Raw genomic sequence first — 14152 nt, forward strand, 5'->3', positions numbered from 1 at the left:
TCTCCCCTTTTATCCGGCGTTGTTCATAATGAAGTCCTCGGCGGTGGAGGACATATCCTCGCGTGTGTCGAAGTAGGTGTAGGTATCCGGCACGGAGCCGACGATGACCGTCTCGGCGACGGCGCAGCGGTTGGTGACCTTGGTGACGGTCGAAAAGCCCGGCAGCAGGACGCTCACATACACGTCCACCACCAGCCGGATCTCGTGGCGCGTCTGGTTGATGCCCGCGGAGGCGAAGGCATTCTCAAAGTGCGCCGAGGACGAGCCGACCGACTGCATTTTGATGTGCAGGAGCGGCCCGCGGCCCGCGAGCAGCGGCGAGCCGGTCAGACTCCCGAGCGGGATGGCCAGCTCGCGCGTGGAGACCTCCGAGAGCCTTTGCAGCACGTCCGCGAGCACGGCGGACTGCAATCGGTTGAACTCCGCCATGTTGCTCTTGACCGCCGTGATATGTCCCTCGTTGTCCTTTTCCAGCGAGATCAGGCGGTCGTAGTCCACACCGGCGTCGTAGAGCGTTTCGTTCACCGAGGTGTTCACGACGCGCGTGACGGCGTTCGAGACGCGCGCGGTGGCAAGGCTCGTGAGAATGGGCCGAAGCTGCGTCATCGCGGTGACGGCGAGCGCGATGAGCGCGGCGCAGACAAGGAAAAGCAGCAGCCGGCGTTTCTCCCACCCCGTCATGCCGCGGCGCATATAGCGGCGCATGGGCGTTCCCCCTTTCGGGAGAATCTATGCGCCCACGGCTTTTCCCTATTCGCCGAGCTTTTTCACCATTTCCTTGTAGGCCCTGCCGCGCTCCATAAAGTTTGCGTAGCAGTCGAAGGCGGCGCAGGCGGGCGAGAGCGTCACCACATCGCCGCTCTCGGCGCAGAAGTAGGCGGCGTCCACCGCCTCCTGCAGGTCCTTGCAGCGGAGGATCCGCGGCCGCTCCGCTGCGGTCTCATAGGCTTCGCTCTCCACCACCGCGCGCTCGATGGCGTCGGCGGTCGCGCCGCAGAGGATGAGCGTCTTGACGTGCTCGACCACCTCGGGCGCAAGGGGTGCAAAGGGAATGTGCTTGTCATACCCTCCCGCGATCAGCACGACCTTGTGCGGGAAGGCGCGCAGCCCCGCGATGGTGCGCGTGGGACTGGTGGCGATGGAATCGTTGTAATAGCGGACACCGTGCAGCTCGCGCACGAACTCGATGCGGTGCTCCACACCGGCAAACTCCCGCGCGACGCGGCGGACGGTCTCATCGCGCACAAGTCCGTCCACGGCAAGGAGCGCCGCCATATAGTTTTCCACATTGTGCCAGCCGGGAAGGCGGATGTCCGCCAGCGGCAGGACCTCGCGCTCCCCTGCCGCATCGCGCAGCCAGATCGCGCCGCCGCGCACGAACGCGCCGTCGGCGACCTCCTCCTGCCGCGAGAACAGACGCACGCGTCCGACCGCCTTGCCGCTCAGATCGCGCGTGATGGCGTTGTCGGCGTTGAAGATGGCGGTGTCCCGCGCGCTCTGGTGCAGGTAAATATTTTCCTTGGACGCGATGTACTCCGCCATGTCGCGGTGCACGTCCAGATGGTTCGGGGCGAGGTTCGTCAGCACCGCGACCTGCGGCGAGTACGGCATATCCATCAGCTGGAACGACGAAAGCTCCAGCACCGCAAGATCGTCCGGCGTCATCTGCTCCGCGTCCGCGAGCAGCGGACGGCCGATGTTGCCGCCGAGCCACACGCGCCGTCCCTCGGCCTTGAGAAGCTCGGCAATGACGCTCGCGGTGGTGGTCTTGCCGTCGCTGCCGGTCACGCCGATGATCGGACACGGACAGACGGCGAAGAACGCCTCCATCTCGCTCGTGATGACCGCGCCGTGCGCCTTCGCCTCCAGCAGCTCCGGCACGTCGGGCCGCATCCCGGGCGTGCGGAAGACGACGTCCGCGTCCAGATTGCGCAGATAGCCCTCGCCGAGGTGCAGCACCGCGCCGAGCGCCTCGTAGTGCGCCGCCGCGCCGCCGAGCGCCGCGCGCTCCTTCCTGTCGCAGGCGATGACCTTCACACCGTTCCGCGCCAGCAGCTCCACGAGCGGACGGTTGCTCACGCCGAGGCCGATGACCGCGGCGGTCTTTCCCTTCATGCCTTGCAGATATTCGTGCAGCGTCATACACAAATACTCCCCTCTGAACATTCACAATATATAAAATTATACCGCGCCCGCCGTATTTTATCAACGATTTCCCTGCACAAATTTTTGTTTCTTGACTTTGCCCGCTTCGTCCTTTACAATAAGGAGCGCGAGTAAGACAGGCGGTCGCGCGGCAAAGCCGAAAGGCTTGCTGTGAGGAAAGTCCGGGCTCCACAGGGCAAGGATAACGGGTAACGCCCGCCCAGAGCGATCTGAGGAAAAGTGCAACAGAAATAGACTACCCGTAGCAATATGGGAAAAGGTGGAAAGGTGCGGTAAGAGCGCACCCGTCGGCTCGAGAGTGTCCGACGCTGTAAACTCTATCCGGAGCAACACCGGTATGGGAGCAGGGGCTTCGCGCCCCAAGGTTTGCCCGACCGCTCCCGGGGTGGCTGGAGCTCCGCGGCAACGCGGCGCGTAGATAGATGACTGCCAGATACAGAACCCGGCTTACAGTCTTGCTCGCAATGAATATGAAAAGACCGACGGCACGCCGTCGGTCTTTTCGTTATTTCTATGTACCTTAGTCCTCGGTCTCCCAGTTGTGGTAGGTGTTCTGCACGTCCTCGTTGTCCTCGAGCATATCGAGCAGCTTTTCCATGTTCTTGACGTCCTCCTCGCTCGTGAGCTTGACGTAGGTCTGCGGGACGAGGCTGATGTCGGCGCTGGCAAAGGTGTAGCCCTTGGCTTCAAGCGCGGCGATGACGTCGTTGAAGGCGTCGGGATCGGTGGTGATCTCAAACACGGGACCGTCGGCGGTGAAGTCGGCTGCGCCGGCCTCGAGCGCGTCCATCATGACGGTGTCCTCATCGTAGTCGCCGTCCTCGTTGTCGATGATGATGACGCCCTTGCGGTCGAACGACCAGCTCACGCAGCCCTGCGCGCCCATGCCCTTGCCGAACTTGTCGAAGTAGTGGCGGACCTCGGGTGCGGTGCGCTGGCGGTTATCGGTCAGCGCCTCGACGATGACGGCGACGCCGCCGGGGCCGTAGCCCTCGTAGGTGACGGACTCGTAGTTGTCCGTGTTGCCGGAGCCGAGCGCCTTGTCGATGGTGCGCTTGATGTTGTCGTTGGGCATATTGTTCGCCTTGGCCTTGGCGATGACGGTGGCGAGGCGGGAGTTATTCGCCGGGTCGCCGCTGCCGCCCTGCTTGACGGCGACGATGATCTCCTTGGCGATCTTGGTGAACGCCGCGCTGCGCTTGGCGTCTGCCGCGCCCTTGGTCTTTTGGATATTGTGCCATTTGGAATGTCCGGACATAGTTGATCTTCTCCTTACAGATAGTATTGAATGGCGTCGTGATGCGACGCGGAGCGTACGACCTCAAGCAGAGGGAAGGACTTCGCGAGATACGCGCGGACCGCCTCGCACACGACGTTCTCGGTCGGATAATGGCCGGCGTCGATGAGGTTGAGACCGTGGGTATCGAGGAAGTCGTTGTAGCGCAGGTCGGCGGTGACGAAGGTATCGCAGCCCTGCGCGATGGCCTGCGGGATGTAGTCGCGGCAGGCGCCGCCGCCGACAGCTACGCGATGGACCGGCTTTCCGCCGTCGCGGAACCGCAGACCGCTGCATCCTAATGATTTTACCACAGCAGGCAGGAACTCTTCAAGAGGAATTTCACAGGAAAGTGTGCCGATGCGCCCGATTTTTTCCTCATTGAGCATGGAAAGGCCCGAAAGACCCAGCGCGTGCGCCAGACAGTCGTTCACGCCGCCGTCCGCCGCGTCCAAATTGGTGTGCATACAGCACGCCGCGAGGCCGTGCCGCACGAGATAGCGCAGAAGCCTTCCCTGCGCGTCGTCCGCGCGGAGCGTCTGCACCTCGTGCCACGCGCAGTTCATCACCGGATGGTGCGAGACGATCATCTGCGCGCCGCGCTCGACCGCCTCCTCCGCAACGCCCTGCGTGATGTCCAGCGCCACGAGGACTCTTCGGACCTCCTGCGCCGGATCGCCGACGAGCAGGCCGACGTTGTCCCAGGCCATCGCCAGCTCGCGCGGCGCCCAGTCGTAGAGACTGCGTTCAATGTCATGTGCCGTTGTCATGTTCCCACTTCCCTTTCTTTGCTTCCAGCGCGTCCGCCAGCGCGGCAAAGCCGTCCGCTTCGCCGCTGCCCGACTGCCGCAGGCCCTCGGCCCGGCGGCGCAGACGCGCGATCTGATGGGCGAGATAGTCCCCGTAGAGCGCCTCGCGCTCGAGCGCAAGGCCGCCGTAGAGCTGCTCCGCGCCGGGGGTGTATCGCTCCCCTGCCGTGACGGTCATCACGACGTAGAGCTTTCCCTTGTCGCGCACAAGGTGCTCGCGCGTGACGGCGTAGCCGTTCTCGCAGAGCCGGAGCCGCAGCTCCTCGATCTTCGTCTGCGGCTGGAGCAGCAGCGTGTGCCGCCCGTCGCGCGTCCACGGCGCTGCGGCAAGGATGCCCCAAATGGTCTCGCCGCCCATGCCGGCGATGAGGACGGTGTCGCACTCCTCCGGCGCGATGGCGTCAAGCCCCGCGCAGAGACGGAGGTCGATGCCGCCGACGGCATATTCCTCCGCGGTGCGGCGGGCGTGCTCCAGCGGCTCCCGCCCGATGTCGGACGCGATGGCGCGGTCGATCACGCCTCTCTGCCGCAGGCAGACCGGTATGTAGCCGTGGTCGGTGCCGACGTCGGCGAGCACAGCGCCCTGCGGCACGAGCGACGCGAGCAGCGCGAGCCGCGGCTGAAGCGATAATTCTCTTGTCACGGCGCGACCTCCTTTGCAGCAGAAAAAGGCGCATACGAGCGTATGCGCCTTCCGGCCTGTCCGGTTATTCCTCGGCGGGCTTGTTCGCTTCCTCGTTCACGAGCGCAAGGAGCTTGTCCACGTCCACGCCGTGCACGGCGCAGGCCTCCTCCACGGTCTCGCCGCGGGACGCGGGGCAGCCGAGGCAGTGCATCCCGATGCCGAAGAAGATCGGCGCGGTCTGCGGAGCGACGTCAAGAATATCACCGATGATGGTGTCTTTCGTGATCTCAACCATTTTGAAAATACCTCCGGAAAAGAATGTCGGAGATAGTTTACCCCATTTTCCGCGTTTTTTCAATAGGAAAAAATGCAAACGTGCCGCATTCGTTCGATACGGACGCGGACGACCGGAACAGAACGCAGAAAAGCGACCGTCCGGAGACGGTCGCTTTCGGAAAAGTCAAAGCAATGACTTAGCCCTGCTCCTTCATCTTGGCGAAGCAGTCGCTGCAATAGACGGGACGATCGGACTTGGGCTCGAAGGGAACCTTCGCCTCGCCGCCGCAGGCAGCGCAGACAGCGGTGAAGTACTCGCGGGGACCACGGGCGGCGTTCTTGCGAGCGTCGCGGCAGGCCTTGCAGCGCTGGGGCTCGTTCTGGAAGCCGCGCTCCGCGTAGAACTCCTGCTCACCGGCGGTGAACACGAACTCGTTGCCGCACTCTTTGCAAACTAAAGTCTTGTCTTCGTACATGATTTTACCCTCTCTTTGCTTTTAGAAAAAAATATATGCGTTCAGCGTTTGCTGATATCGCCGGATGAAAGCTGCCGCGCTGCCTTGCGCCTAACGCGCTGCACGGCGTTGTCCACAGACTTTGGGGACTTCCCTACCGCCTTTGCGATCTCCTGGCAGGAAAGACCGTCTAAATACAACCCTAAGATCTTCGCCTCGAACTCGGACAACTGCTTTCGGGTGCTCTCAAGCGCTTCGGCCACGCGGTCGCGGTCGATGATAAGCTCCTCCGGATCGGCGGAGGAGGCGCGCAGAGCGCCGAACGGATAGGAATTGCCATCAAAGAAAGGGGTATCCAAGGGAACGGACTGGTTGAGCGGTGAATGCTTGTCGCGCGAGGCCGCGCGAAGCGCGGAAATGAGGCGGTTGCGGATGCACACCTCGGCAAAGGTCCGGAAGGACGCGGCCTTTGCGCCGTCGTACTCGCGGATGGCCCGGATGAGCCCGAACATCCCCTCCTGGATCAGGTCTTCGCTGTCGCCGCCCGCCAGAAAGAGCGGGCGCGCGCACGAGCGCACAAGACCGGAATAGCGCCGGACAAGCGCTTCCTCCGCCTCGCGGCTGCCGTCGGCAGCGCGGCGGCAGAGCGCCTCGTCCGAGGGCTCCATCGGGGTATTTCTATCCTCTGCCACATTTACCATACTGCATTATACCTGTACTTGCACGGTTTTGTCAAGTATTTACGAAAATAAACTGAAAAAAAGATAAAATTCGGGCAACAAGATACAATTCCTGTTTCATTTGTCGCCCGCTCACCGACAAATCGACGAATCAGACCGATCGAATGACCTTCACCAACCGCTCGGCGACCAGCTGCGCGACGCTTTCGGTCTTGGCCTCGACCATCACGCGGATGAGCGCCTCGGTGCCGGAGGGGCGCACGAGGATGCGGCCCTCGCCGCGCAGGAACTTCTCCTCGTCCGCGACGGCGGTCTTGAGCGCATCGCTCGCCATGATGGCCTCCTTCACGCCGCGGTCGTGGCTGACGACGACATTCAGCAGCACCTGCGGGTACTGCGGGCAGTCGGCGGTGAGCACGGACGCGCTCTTGCCGGAGAGCGCGAGGATCTGCAGAAACTGGAGCGCGGAGAGCTGACCGTCGCCGGTGGTGGCGTAGTCGGTGAAGATCATGTGGCCCGACTGCTCGCCGCCGAGCTTGTAGCCGCACTCCACCATCTTTTCGAGCACATTGCGGTCGCCCACGTTGGTGCAGACGAGGTCGATGCCGTTCTTCCGGCAGAACTCGTGCAGTCCGAGATTCGACATGACGGTCGCCACGATGGTGTTGCCGGTGAGCCTGCCGTTGCGCTTCATATAGGCTCCGCAGACCGCCATGATCTTGTCGCCGTCGATCTCATGGCCCAGCTCGTCGACCATCAGGCAGCGGTCGGCGTCGCCGTCGAAGGCCACGCCCACGTCGTACTTCCCCGCCACGACGCGCTGGCCGAGGCTTTCGAGGTGCGTAGAGCCGCAGCGGTCGTTGATGTTCGTGCCGTTCGGCTCGCGGTGGATGAAATCGGCATAGCACTTGAAGCGTCCGAACAGCTCGGGCGCGGTGGCGCTCGCCGCGCCGTTGGCGCAGTCCACCAGCACGCGCAGACCGGAGAGGTCGGAGTCGATGGTGGTGGTGAGATGGTGGATGTACTCGAGCTTCGACTGCTTGAGACCGTGGTGCAGCACGCCGATCTCGCCGCGTGTGGCGACGGGAATGGTCTCGCCGGAGAGGATCTTTTCCTCGATCTTTGCCTCCGTCGCGTCGGGCAGCTTGTAGCCCTTTTCATTAAAGACCTTGATGCCGTTGTGCTCGAAGGGGTTGTGGCTCGCGGAGATGACAATGCCCGCGTCCGCGCCCTTGAGAACCGTCAGGTACGCGACCGCCGGAGTCGGCAGCACGCCGAAGGGCATCACGTCGCCGCCGACGGAGCAGATGCCGCAGATGAGCGCGGATTCGAGCATATCGGAGGAAATGCGCGTGTCCTTGCCGATGGTGATGAGGGGCGCTCTCCCCTTCTCCTCCTTCAAAACGGCGGCGATGGCCTGACCGGTGTGGAATGCCAGCTCGACGGTCAGATTCTCGCCCACGATTCCGCGGATGCCGTCGGTGCCAAATAGCTTGCCCATAGATGAAAGTCTCCTTATTGATTCAGTTTAAGCTGAGCTGCTCCGCCTCGTCCGCAAGGGACGCGGGAACGCTCAGGCCGAGATGCTCATACGCCTTGCGCGTCACGCAGCGGCCGCGCGGCGTGCGCGTGAGGAAGCCGAGCTGCATGAGGTACGGCTCGTACACGTCCCAGAGCGTGACGGATTCCTCACCGATGGTCGCGGCGAGCGTGTCGATGCCGACCGGGCCGCCGCCGTAGTTCTCAATGATGGCGCGCAGCATCCGGTAGTCGATGGGGTCGAGGCCGAGCCGGTCGATCTCCAACGCGCGCAGCGCCTCGTCCGCCACCTCGCGCGTGATGACGCCGTCGGCCCTGACCTCGGCAAAATCGCGCACGCGGCGGAGCATCCGGTTGGCGATGCGCGGTGTGCCGCGCGAGCGGCGCGCGATCTCCATCGCGCCCTCGGGGGCGATGGAAACATTCAGGATTCCCGCAGAGCGCGTGACGATCTTCGCAAGCTCCTCGGGCGTATAAAGCTCCAGACGCAGCGTGACGCCGAAGCGGTCGCGCAGCGGCGCGGAGAGCTGGCCCGCGCGGGTGGTCGCGCCGATGAGCGTGAAGTGCGGCAGGTCGAGCCGGATGGAGTTCGCGCTGGGGCCCTTGCCGATGATGATGTCGATGGCGTAGTCCTCCATCGCGGGATAGAGGATCTCCTCCACCGCGCGGTTGAGGCGGTGGATCTCATCGACAAAGAGAATGTCGTTCTCGCTCAGATTTGTGAGCAGCGCGGCAAGGTCGCCCGCCTTTTCGATGGCGGGGCCGGAGGTGATGCGGATGTTGACGCCCATCTCGGCGGCGATGATGCCCGCGAGCGTCGTTTTGCCAAGGCCCGGAGGGCCGTGGAGCAGAACGTGGTCGAGCGACTCATTGCGCCGCTTTGCCGCCTCGATGAAGACGGCGAGGTTGCCCTTGGCCTTCTCCTGCCCGATGTATTCGCGGAGCGTTTTCGGGCGCAGCGAACCCTCCTGCGCGTCCTCGCTCAGGAAGGTCTTTGCCACGATCGGCTCTTCATAAATGTCGGTACCGAAGTCGATGCTCAAAATGTCACTTCCCTTTCGCCCGTCACTTTACCATCTTTTTCAGGCTCTGGCGGATGATCTCCTCAAGCGGCAGATCCTCCGCATCGATCCCCTTGAGCGCCACGGAAATATCCTGCTGCGTGTAGCCGAGCACCGCAAGCGCGGCGGCGGCCTCCGCCGCCTTGCCGCCGATGCCAGCGGCAGTCCCCGCGGACGCGGACGGCAGGCCGATCTCCTGCGTTTCCTTAGCGATCTTGTCCTTCAGTTCCAGAAGGATGCGCTGGGCGAGCTTTTTTCCGACGCCGGGCGCGGCGGTCAGCGCCTTTTCGTCGCCGGTGATGATCGCCATCGTCAGATGCTCCGGTGTGCCGACGGAGAGGATGGCAAGCGCCGCCTTTGGCCCCACGCCGGAAACGCCGATGAGCAGCTTGAAGCTATTGAGCTCCTGCTCGGTGGCGAAGCCGTAGAGCTCAAAAATGCCGTCGCCCACATTCAAGTAGGTGTAAAGCCGTTTGACTTCACCCTTCTTGAGCTGACGGATGGTGTGGTTCGTTGTGCGGCAGGCGTAGCCCACGCCGCCGCAGTCGATGACCGCGAGGTAGGGCTCGACGTGCGCGACCTTGCCCTCGAGATAATAGAACATGGAGCGTCCTCCTTAGACGGTTTGCTTGACCGGATTTTGTGCGCGCGCGAGCAGCGAGGTCGCGCTGCGCGCGTGGCAGATCGCCAGGGCGAGCGCGTCCGCCGCGTCGTCGGGACGCGGAACGGCCTTGAGCTTCAAAAGCCGCCTGACCATGTCCATCACCTGTCGCTTTTCGGCAAGGCCATAGCCGACGACCGCCTGCTTGACCTGCATGGGCGTGTACTCAAAGAGCGGTATCCCGCTCTTCGCCGCGGTGCAGAGGATGATGCCGCGCGCGTGCGCGACGGCGATGCCGGTGGTGATGTTGTTGGAGAAAAACAGCTCCTCGACCGCGATGGCCTCCGGCCGGAGCTGCGCGATCAGCTCCTCCATATCGCGCTCGAGCTGCACGAGCCGCGCGGCGAGCGGAAGCCCTGCCGGCGTGGTGACCGCGCCGTATTGCAGCATCTGCGTTTTCCCGGTCTCCGCCTCGATCAGGCCGAAGCCGACGATGGCAAGCCCCGGGTCGATGCCGAGTATCCGCATGGCGCTCCCCTCCCTCGGTGCGGAGCGATGCACGGCGGCGTGCAGCGCTCCGCGATCTGCGCAGTGCAGTAGAGTATATTATATCAAACAGGCGTTCAAAACGCAAGCCCTTGCGGCGCGACGGCAAAAAAACCTCCGCAGACCGCGCTGCGGAGGCTTTCATGCATGGTGCTTACTTGGTCACAGCCTTGTGGAAGACCTTCTTGCCCTTGCGGATGATGATGCCGTCGCCGGCGAACTTCTCCTGCGGGATGCTCTCGTCGATGCTCTCGACCTTCTTCTCGTCCACAACGATGCCGCCCTGCTGGACGAGGCGGCGCGCCTCGCCGCGGCTCGGGCACAGCCCCGTGGCGACAAGCAGCGAGAGGATGTTGATGCCGCCGTTTTCAAAGTCGGCGTCCGCGAGCACGGTGGTCGGCATATTGGCGCTGTCGCCGCCGGCGCCGAAGAGTGCCTTGGCCGCGTTCTCCGCCTTCTTTGCCTCCTCCTCGCCGTGGACGAGCGCGGTGAGCTCGTAGGCAAGGATCTCCTTGGCGCGGTTGAGCTGGCTGCCTTCCCACTTGTCCATCTCGTCGATCTGCTCGAGCGGCAGGAAGGTCAGCATACGGATGCACTTCAAAACGTCCGCGTCGCCGACGTTGCGCCAATACTGGTAGAAGTCGTAGGGGCTTGTCTTGTTCGGGTCGAGCCACACCGCGCCGCTGGCGGTCTTGCCCATCTTCTTGCCCTCGCTGTTCATCAGCAGCGTGATGGTCATGGCGTGCGCGTCCTTGCCGAGCTTCCTGCGGATCAGCTCCGTGCCGCCGAGCATATTGCTCCACTGGTCGTCGCCGCCGAACTGCATATTGCAGCCGTAGTGCTGGAAGAGGTAATAGAAGTCGTAGGACTGCATGATCATGTAGTTGAACTCAAGGAAGCTCAGGCCCTTTTCCATACGCTGCTTGTAGCACTCGGCGCGGAGCATATTGTTGACGCTGAAGCACGCGCCCACCTCGCGCAGCAGCTCGATGTAATTGAGCTTTAAGAGCCAGTCGGCGTTGTTGACCATGATGGCCTTGCCTTCGCCGAAGTCGATGAAGCGCTCCATCTGCTTTTTGAAGCAGTCGCAGTTGTGCTGAATGGTCTCCGGCGTCATCATGCTTCGCATATCGCTGCGTCCGGAGGGGTCGCCGATGTAGCCCGTGCCGCCGCCGACGAGGACGACGGGGCGGTTGCCCGCCATCTGCAGACGCTTCATCAGGCACAGCGCCATGAAGTGACCGACGTGCAGGCTGTCCGCCGTCGGGTCAAAGCCGATGTAGAAGGTCGCCTTGCCGTTGTTGACCATCTCGCGGATCTCCGGCTCGTTCGTGACCTGCGCGATCAGGCCGCGCGCCTGCAGCTCTTCATAAATACCCATTGTATATTCTCCCTGTCACTTTTTGATTTGGTAAGCCGCCGCCAATTTCACGAGACCGCGGCTGAGAAGCTCTAAATTTTCATCGTCGATGCGGTTATCCTTCCCAGTCGGGCAGATGAAACGCCCGAAGCCGGGGACGCGGCGCACCGCGCAGACCGCGACGCCCTGCCGGAAGGCGCGCTGGTCGCCGGGGAAATGCACGAGACCGTCCACCTTGTCGTAGCAGGTCTTGCGCTCGGAGTTTTCAAAGCTCGAATTGATCGCGTCGAGCAGCTCGCCGTTCCAGCGGGCGCCCTTGCCCGGCAGGATCAGCAGCTCGTCTCCGCTGCCCACGCAGTCGAGGCAGAGGACGGGCTTCTCCTTGGCGCTCGGATAGCGCTTGCGGAAGCCCTTGGCGCCCCGCATATTGTTGCTGCCGCCGTCCAGAAAGAGGAAGCAGACGTCGTTGCGGTAGCGCGGCGTGAGCTGCTCGGCGGTGCGGAGCAGCGCCGCCACGCCGGAGGTGTTGGCGTTGACATTGTTCTTCTCCGACGGGCCGTATTTGAGATACGCCAGCGCGCCGATCAGCAGCACGAGAAAGAGCGGCAGCGTCAGGTTCGGAAGGTTCAGCGCGAAGGTCACGCCGAGGGAGACCGCGAAGCAGAGCACCAGCGCCAGCACGGGCGTGAGCGCCTGATAGAGCATATAGGTCACCGGCCGCGTCGGGCAGAGGATCGCCGGCAGCGGCTCGCGCAGCGGCGTATCGTAGTGCGCGGCATAGAGGATGCTCGCCCGCTCGGGATCGCCCGCGATGACGTTCACCGCCTTGCCGCAGTCGTTGAGCTTTGCGTCGTAGCCGAGCGCGCGCAGCTGCCCCATGAGGTAGGTGCGCATATTTTCTTTTTCCTGTGCCTTGCGCCGCACGGGATAGTCCCGCGTGATGCGCTGCGCGTACTGGTCCATCGGCAGCGGTTCTCCTTTTTTCAGATCAGCAAATCAACTGATATTGTAATGCCATACGGCGAAAAATGCAATTCTTTTTTACGTTAAAGCGAATCAAAGCGAAGAGATCACAGCGCGCTGCGGAACGCGTCCGCCGCGCTCAGCAACTCCTCCGCGCCGCGCAGCTGCGTTTCGGTCGCCGCCGCGCCGCCGGTCAGCCGCGCAAGCTCCGCGCAGCGCTGTGCGCGGTCAAGCTCCACGACGCGCGTGAAGGTGCGTCCGTTCTCCTCGCCCTTCTCGACGGAAAAGTGCGTGTCCGCCATCGCGGCGAGCTGCGGCAGATGCGTCACGCAGAGCACCTGACGCCTGCGCGAGAGCTTCGCCATCTTCTCCGCCACGCGCTGGGCGGCGCGGCCCGAGACGCCGGTATCCACCTCGTCAAAGACCATCGTCATCACATGATCCTGCTCGGCGAGCACGTTTTTGAGCGCGAGCATGATGCGCGCGAGCTCGCCGCCCGAGGCGATCTTGTGGATGGGCTTGAGATCCTCGCCCGCGTTCGCGCTCATGAGGAAGCGCACCGTGTCGATGCCCGTCGCGTCCGGCTCATGCTCTGTAAAGTCGATGGAAAAGCGGACCTTGTTCATGTCCAGCTCGCGCAGCTCCCGCAGAATGCGCTCCTCGAGCACTTTTGCCGCAGCCTTGCGCGCGTCGGAAAGCGTGCGCGCCGCGGCGAGCATTTCCTTTTCCTGCTTGGCAAGCGTCCCCTGAAGCTGCACGATGCGATCGTCCGCGTATTCGATCTCGTCAAGCTCCTTTTTACTGCGCTCGAGGTAATCGAGCATCTCGCCGACCGTCGCGCCGTACTTTTTCTTGAGGCGGTAGAGCTGGTCGGCACGGCTCTCCACCGCGTCGAGCTCCTGCGGGGAAAAGTCCATCTCACTTCTCAGGTCGCGCACCGTTTCGGCGAGATCGTAAACGTCGGAATACAGGCTCTCCAGCCGCTCGCACAGCTCGGAGAAGCGAGCGCCGAGGGCGCGCACACTGTGGAGCGCGTTCTCCGCGTTCTTGAGCTGGCTCGCCGCGCCGAGGCCGTCGTCCCCGCCGGAGAGGGCGTAGTCCGCCGCGGCGAAGGCGTCCATGAACTTTTCGGCGTTGCGCAGCAGCTCGCGCCGCGCAAGAAGCTCCTCTTCCTCGCCGTCGCGCAGCTCCGCGCGCTCCAGCTCGGCGATCTGATGGCGCAGCGTGTCGACGCGGCGGGCCTTTTCCGCCTCGTCCATTTCAAGCGCCTCGATCTGCCGCCGGGTCTCACGCGCCGCCTGATAACGCTCGGTATAGGCTTCCGGCAGGCCGTCGAGCCGGGCGAAGCGGTCGAGGTACGCGCCGTGCTGCTCCTCGTCGAGCAGCTGCGTGCCCTCGTGCTGGCCGTGGATATTCAAAAGACTTGTCCCCAACGCGCGCAGCTGCGCGACCGTGATGGGCCGTCCGTTCGCGCGGCAGATGTTCTTGCCGTCGGCATAGATGTCGCGCTGGAGCAGCAGCACGCCGTCCTCCGGCTCGACGCCGAGCGCGGCGAGCACAGGAAGCGAGGCGTCCACGCCGTCAAATTCCGCGCTGACGAAGGCCTTGGCCGCGCCCGTGCGGATCAGGTCGCGCGAGGTGCGCGCGCCGAGCACCGCGCCGAGCGAGTCGATGACGATGGACTTGCCCGCGCCAGTCTCGCCGGTGAGCGCGTTGAAGCCCGCGCGGAACGAGATGTCCGCGCGCTCGATGACGGCGATGTTTTCGATGTGGAGAAGCTGAAGCATTGCGGCCT

At 63.5% G+C, this 14152-nt stretch carries 15 protein-coding genes and 1 other RNA gene; 1 reads left to right on the top strand and 15 read right to left on the bottom strand.

Annotated elements, in window-relative coordinates:
* Positions 1 to 9: 9 nt before the first annotated feature.
* Positions 10 to 705: a sporulation protein YunB gene (gene yunB / locus KQI17_RS00495; protein WP_216494259.1), complete on the bottom strand. Its 696-nt coding sequence runs from the start codon at positions 703 to 705 to the stop codon at positions 10 to 12.
* Between the two features lie 45 nt (positions 706 to 750).
* Entirely contained in the window at positions 751 to 2142 is a 1392-nt protein-coding gene (murD, locus tag KQI17_RS00500; RefSeq protein WP_216494260.1) for a UDP-N-acetylmuramoyl-L-alanine--D-glutamate ligase, read from the bottom strand.
* A 131-nt stretch (positions 2143 to 2273) separates the two neighbouring features.
* Here murD and rnpB point away from each other — a divergent pair.
* Positions 2274 to 2632, top strand: an RNA gene (gene rnpB, locus KQI17_RS00505) — RNase P RNA component class A.
* A gap of 54 nt (positions 2633 to 2686) precedes the next feature.
* On the opposite strand, the gene KQI17_RS00510 is transcribed toward rnpB, so the two are convergent.
* The 13 genes from KQI17_RS00510 to recN form a co-directional block, all read right to left on the bottom strand.
* Entirely contained in the window at positions 2687 to 3424 is a 738-nt protein-coding gene (locus KQI17_RS00510; RefSeq protein WP_216494261.1) for a YebC/PmpR family DNA-binding transcriptional regulator, read from the bottom strand.
* Positions 3425 to 3438: 14 nt separating this feature from the next.
* Positions 3439 to 4212 (bottom strand): Nif3-like dinuclear metal center hexameric protein, encoded by a 774-nt coding sequence (locus tag KQI17_RS00515; protein ID WP_216494262.1) that lies wholly within the window; start codon positions 4210 to 4212, stop codon positions 3439 to 3441.
* Positions 4196 to 4894, bottom strand: a complete 699-nt coding sequence (locus KQI17_RS00520; RefSeq protein ID WP_216494263.1) for a class I SAM-dependent methyltransferase — start codon at positions 4892 to 4894, stop codon at positions 4196 to 4198. The genes KQI17_RS00515 and KQI17_RS00520 overlap by 17 nt, the downstream gene beginning before the upstream one ends.
* A gap of 64 nt (positions 4895 to 4958) precedes the next feature.
* Entirely contained in the window at positions 4959 to 5171 is a 213-nt protein-coding gene (locus tag KQI17_RS00525) for a DUF1858 domain-containing protein (protein ID WP_022018232.1), read from the bottom strand.
* A gap of 178 nt (positions 5172 to 5349) precedes the next feature.
* Positions 5350 to 5628 carry a zinc-ribbon domain containing protein gene (locus KQI17_RS00530; protein WP_216494264.1) on the bottom strand — a complete coding sequence of 93 codons (279 nt, stop codon included), beginning with the start codon at positions 5626 to 5628 and terminating at the stop codon, positions 5350 to 5352.
* Positions 5629 to 5669: 41 nt separating this feature from the next.
* Entirely contained in the window at positions 5670 to 6299 is a 630-nt protein-coding gene (locus KQI17_RS00535) for a sigma-70 family RNA polymerase sigma factor (RefSeq protein ID WP_371821933.1), read from the bottom strand.
* Positions 6300 to 6438: 139 nt separating this feature from the next.
* Positions 6439 to 7788, bottom strand: coding sequence for a phosphoglucosamine mutase (gene glmM / locus KQI17_RS00540; protein WP_216494265.1), 1350 nt, complete (start codon positions 7786 to 7788; stop codon positions 6439 to 6441).
* A 22-nt stretch (positions 7789 to 7810) separates the two neighbouring features.
* Positions 7811 to 8869 (bottom strand): Holliday junction branch migration DNA helicase RuvB, encoded by a 1059-nt coding sequence (ruvB, locus tag KQI17_RS00545; RefSeq protein WP_216494266.1) that lies wholly within the window; start codon positions 8867 to 8869, stop codon positions 7811 to 7813.
* 22 nt (positions 8870 to 8891) lie between these two features.
* Complete coding sequence (gene ruvA, locus KQI17_RS00550; RefSeq protein ID WP_216494267.1) at positions 8892 to 9491, bottom strand: Holliday junction branch migration protein RuvA; 600 nt, start codon at positions 9489 to 9491, stop codon at positions 8892 to 8894.
* Between the two features lie 12 nt (positions 9492 to 9503).
* Complete coding sequence (gene ruvC, locus KQI17_RS00555) at positions 9504 to 10016, bottom strand: crossover junction endodeoxyribonuclease RuvC (RefSeq protein ID WP_216494268.1); 513 nt, start codon at positions 10014 to 10016, stop codon at positions 9504 to 9506.
* A 172-nt stretch (positions 10017 to 10188) separates the two neighbouring features.
* Entirely contained in the window at positions 10189 to 11415 is a 1227-nt protein-coding gene (gene tyrS, locus KQI17_RS00560; protein WP_216494269.1) for a tyrosine--tRNA ligase, read from the bottom strand.
* 15 nt (positions 11416 to 11430) lie between these two features.
* Positions 11431 to 12357, bottom strand: coding sequence for a M28 family peptidase (locus KQI17_RS00565; protein ID WP_216494270.1), 927 nt, complete (start codon positions 12355 to 12357; stop codon positions 11431 to 11433).
* 107 nt (positions 12358 to 12464) lie between these two features.
* On the bottom strand, positions 12465 to 14144 hold the full coding sequence (recN, locus tag KQI17_RS00570) for a DNA repair protein RecN (protein ID WP_216494271.1): 1680 nt from the start codon (positions 14142 to 14144) through the stop codon (positions 12465 to 12467).
* Positions 14145 to 14152 lie beyond the last annotated feature (8 nt).

The organism is Oscillibacter sp. MSJ-31 (assembly GCF_018918025.1).
Taxonomy (GTDB): domain Bacteria; phylum Bacillota; class Clostridia; order Oscillospirales; family Oscillospiraceae; genus Hominicoprocola.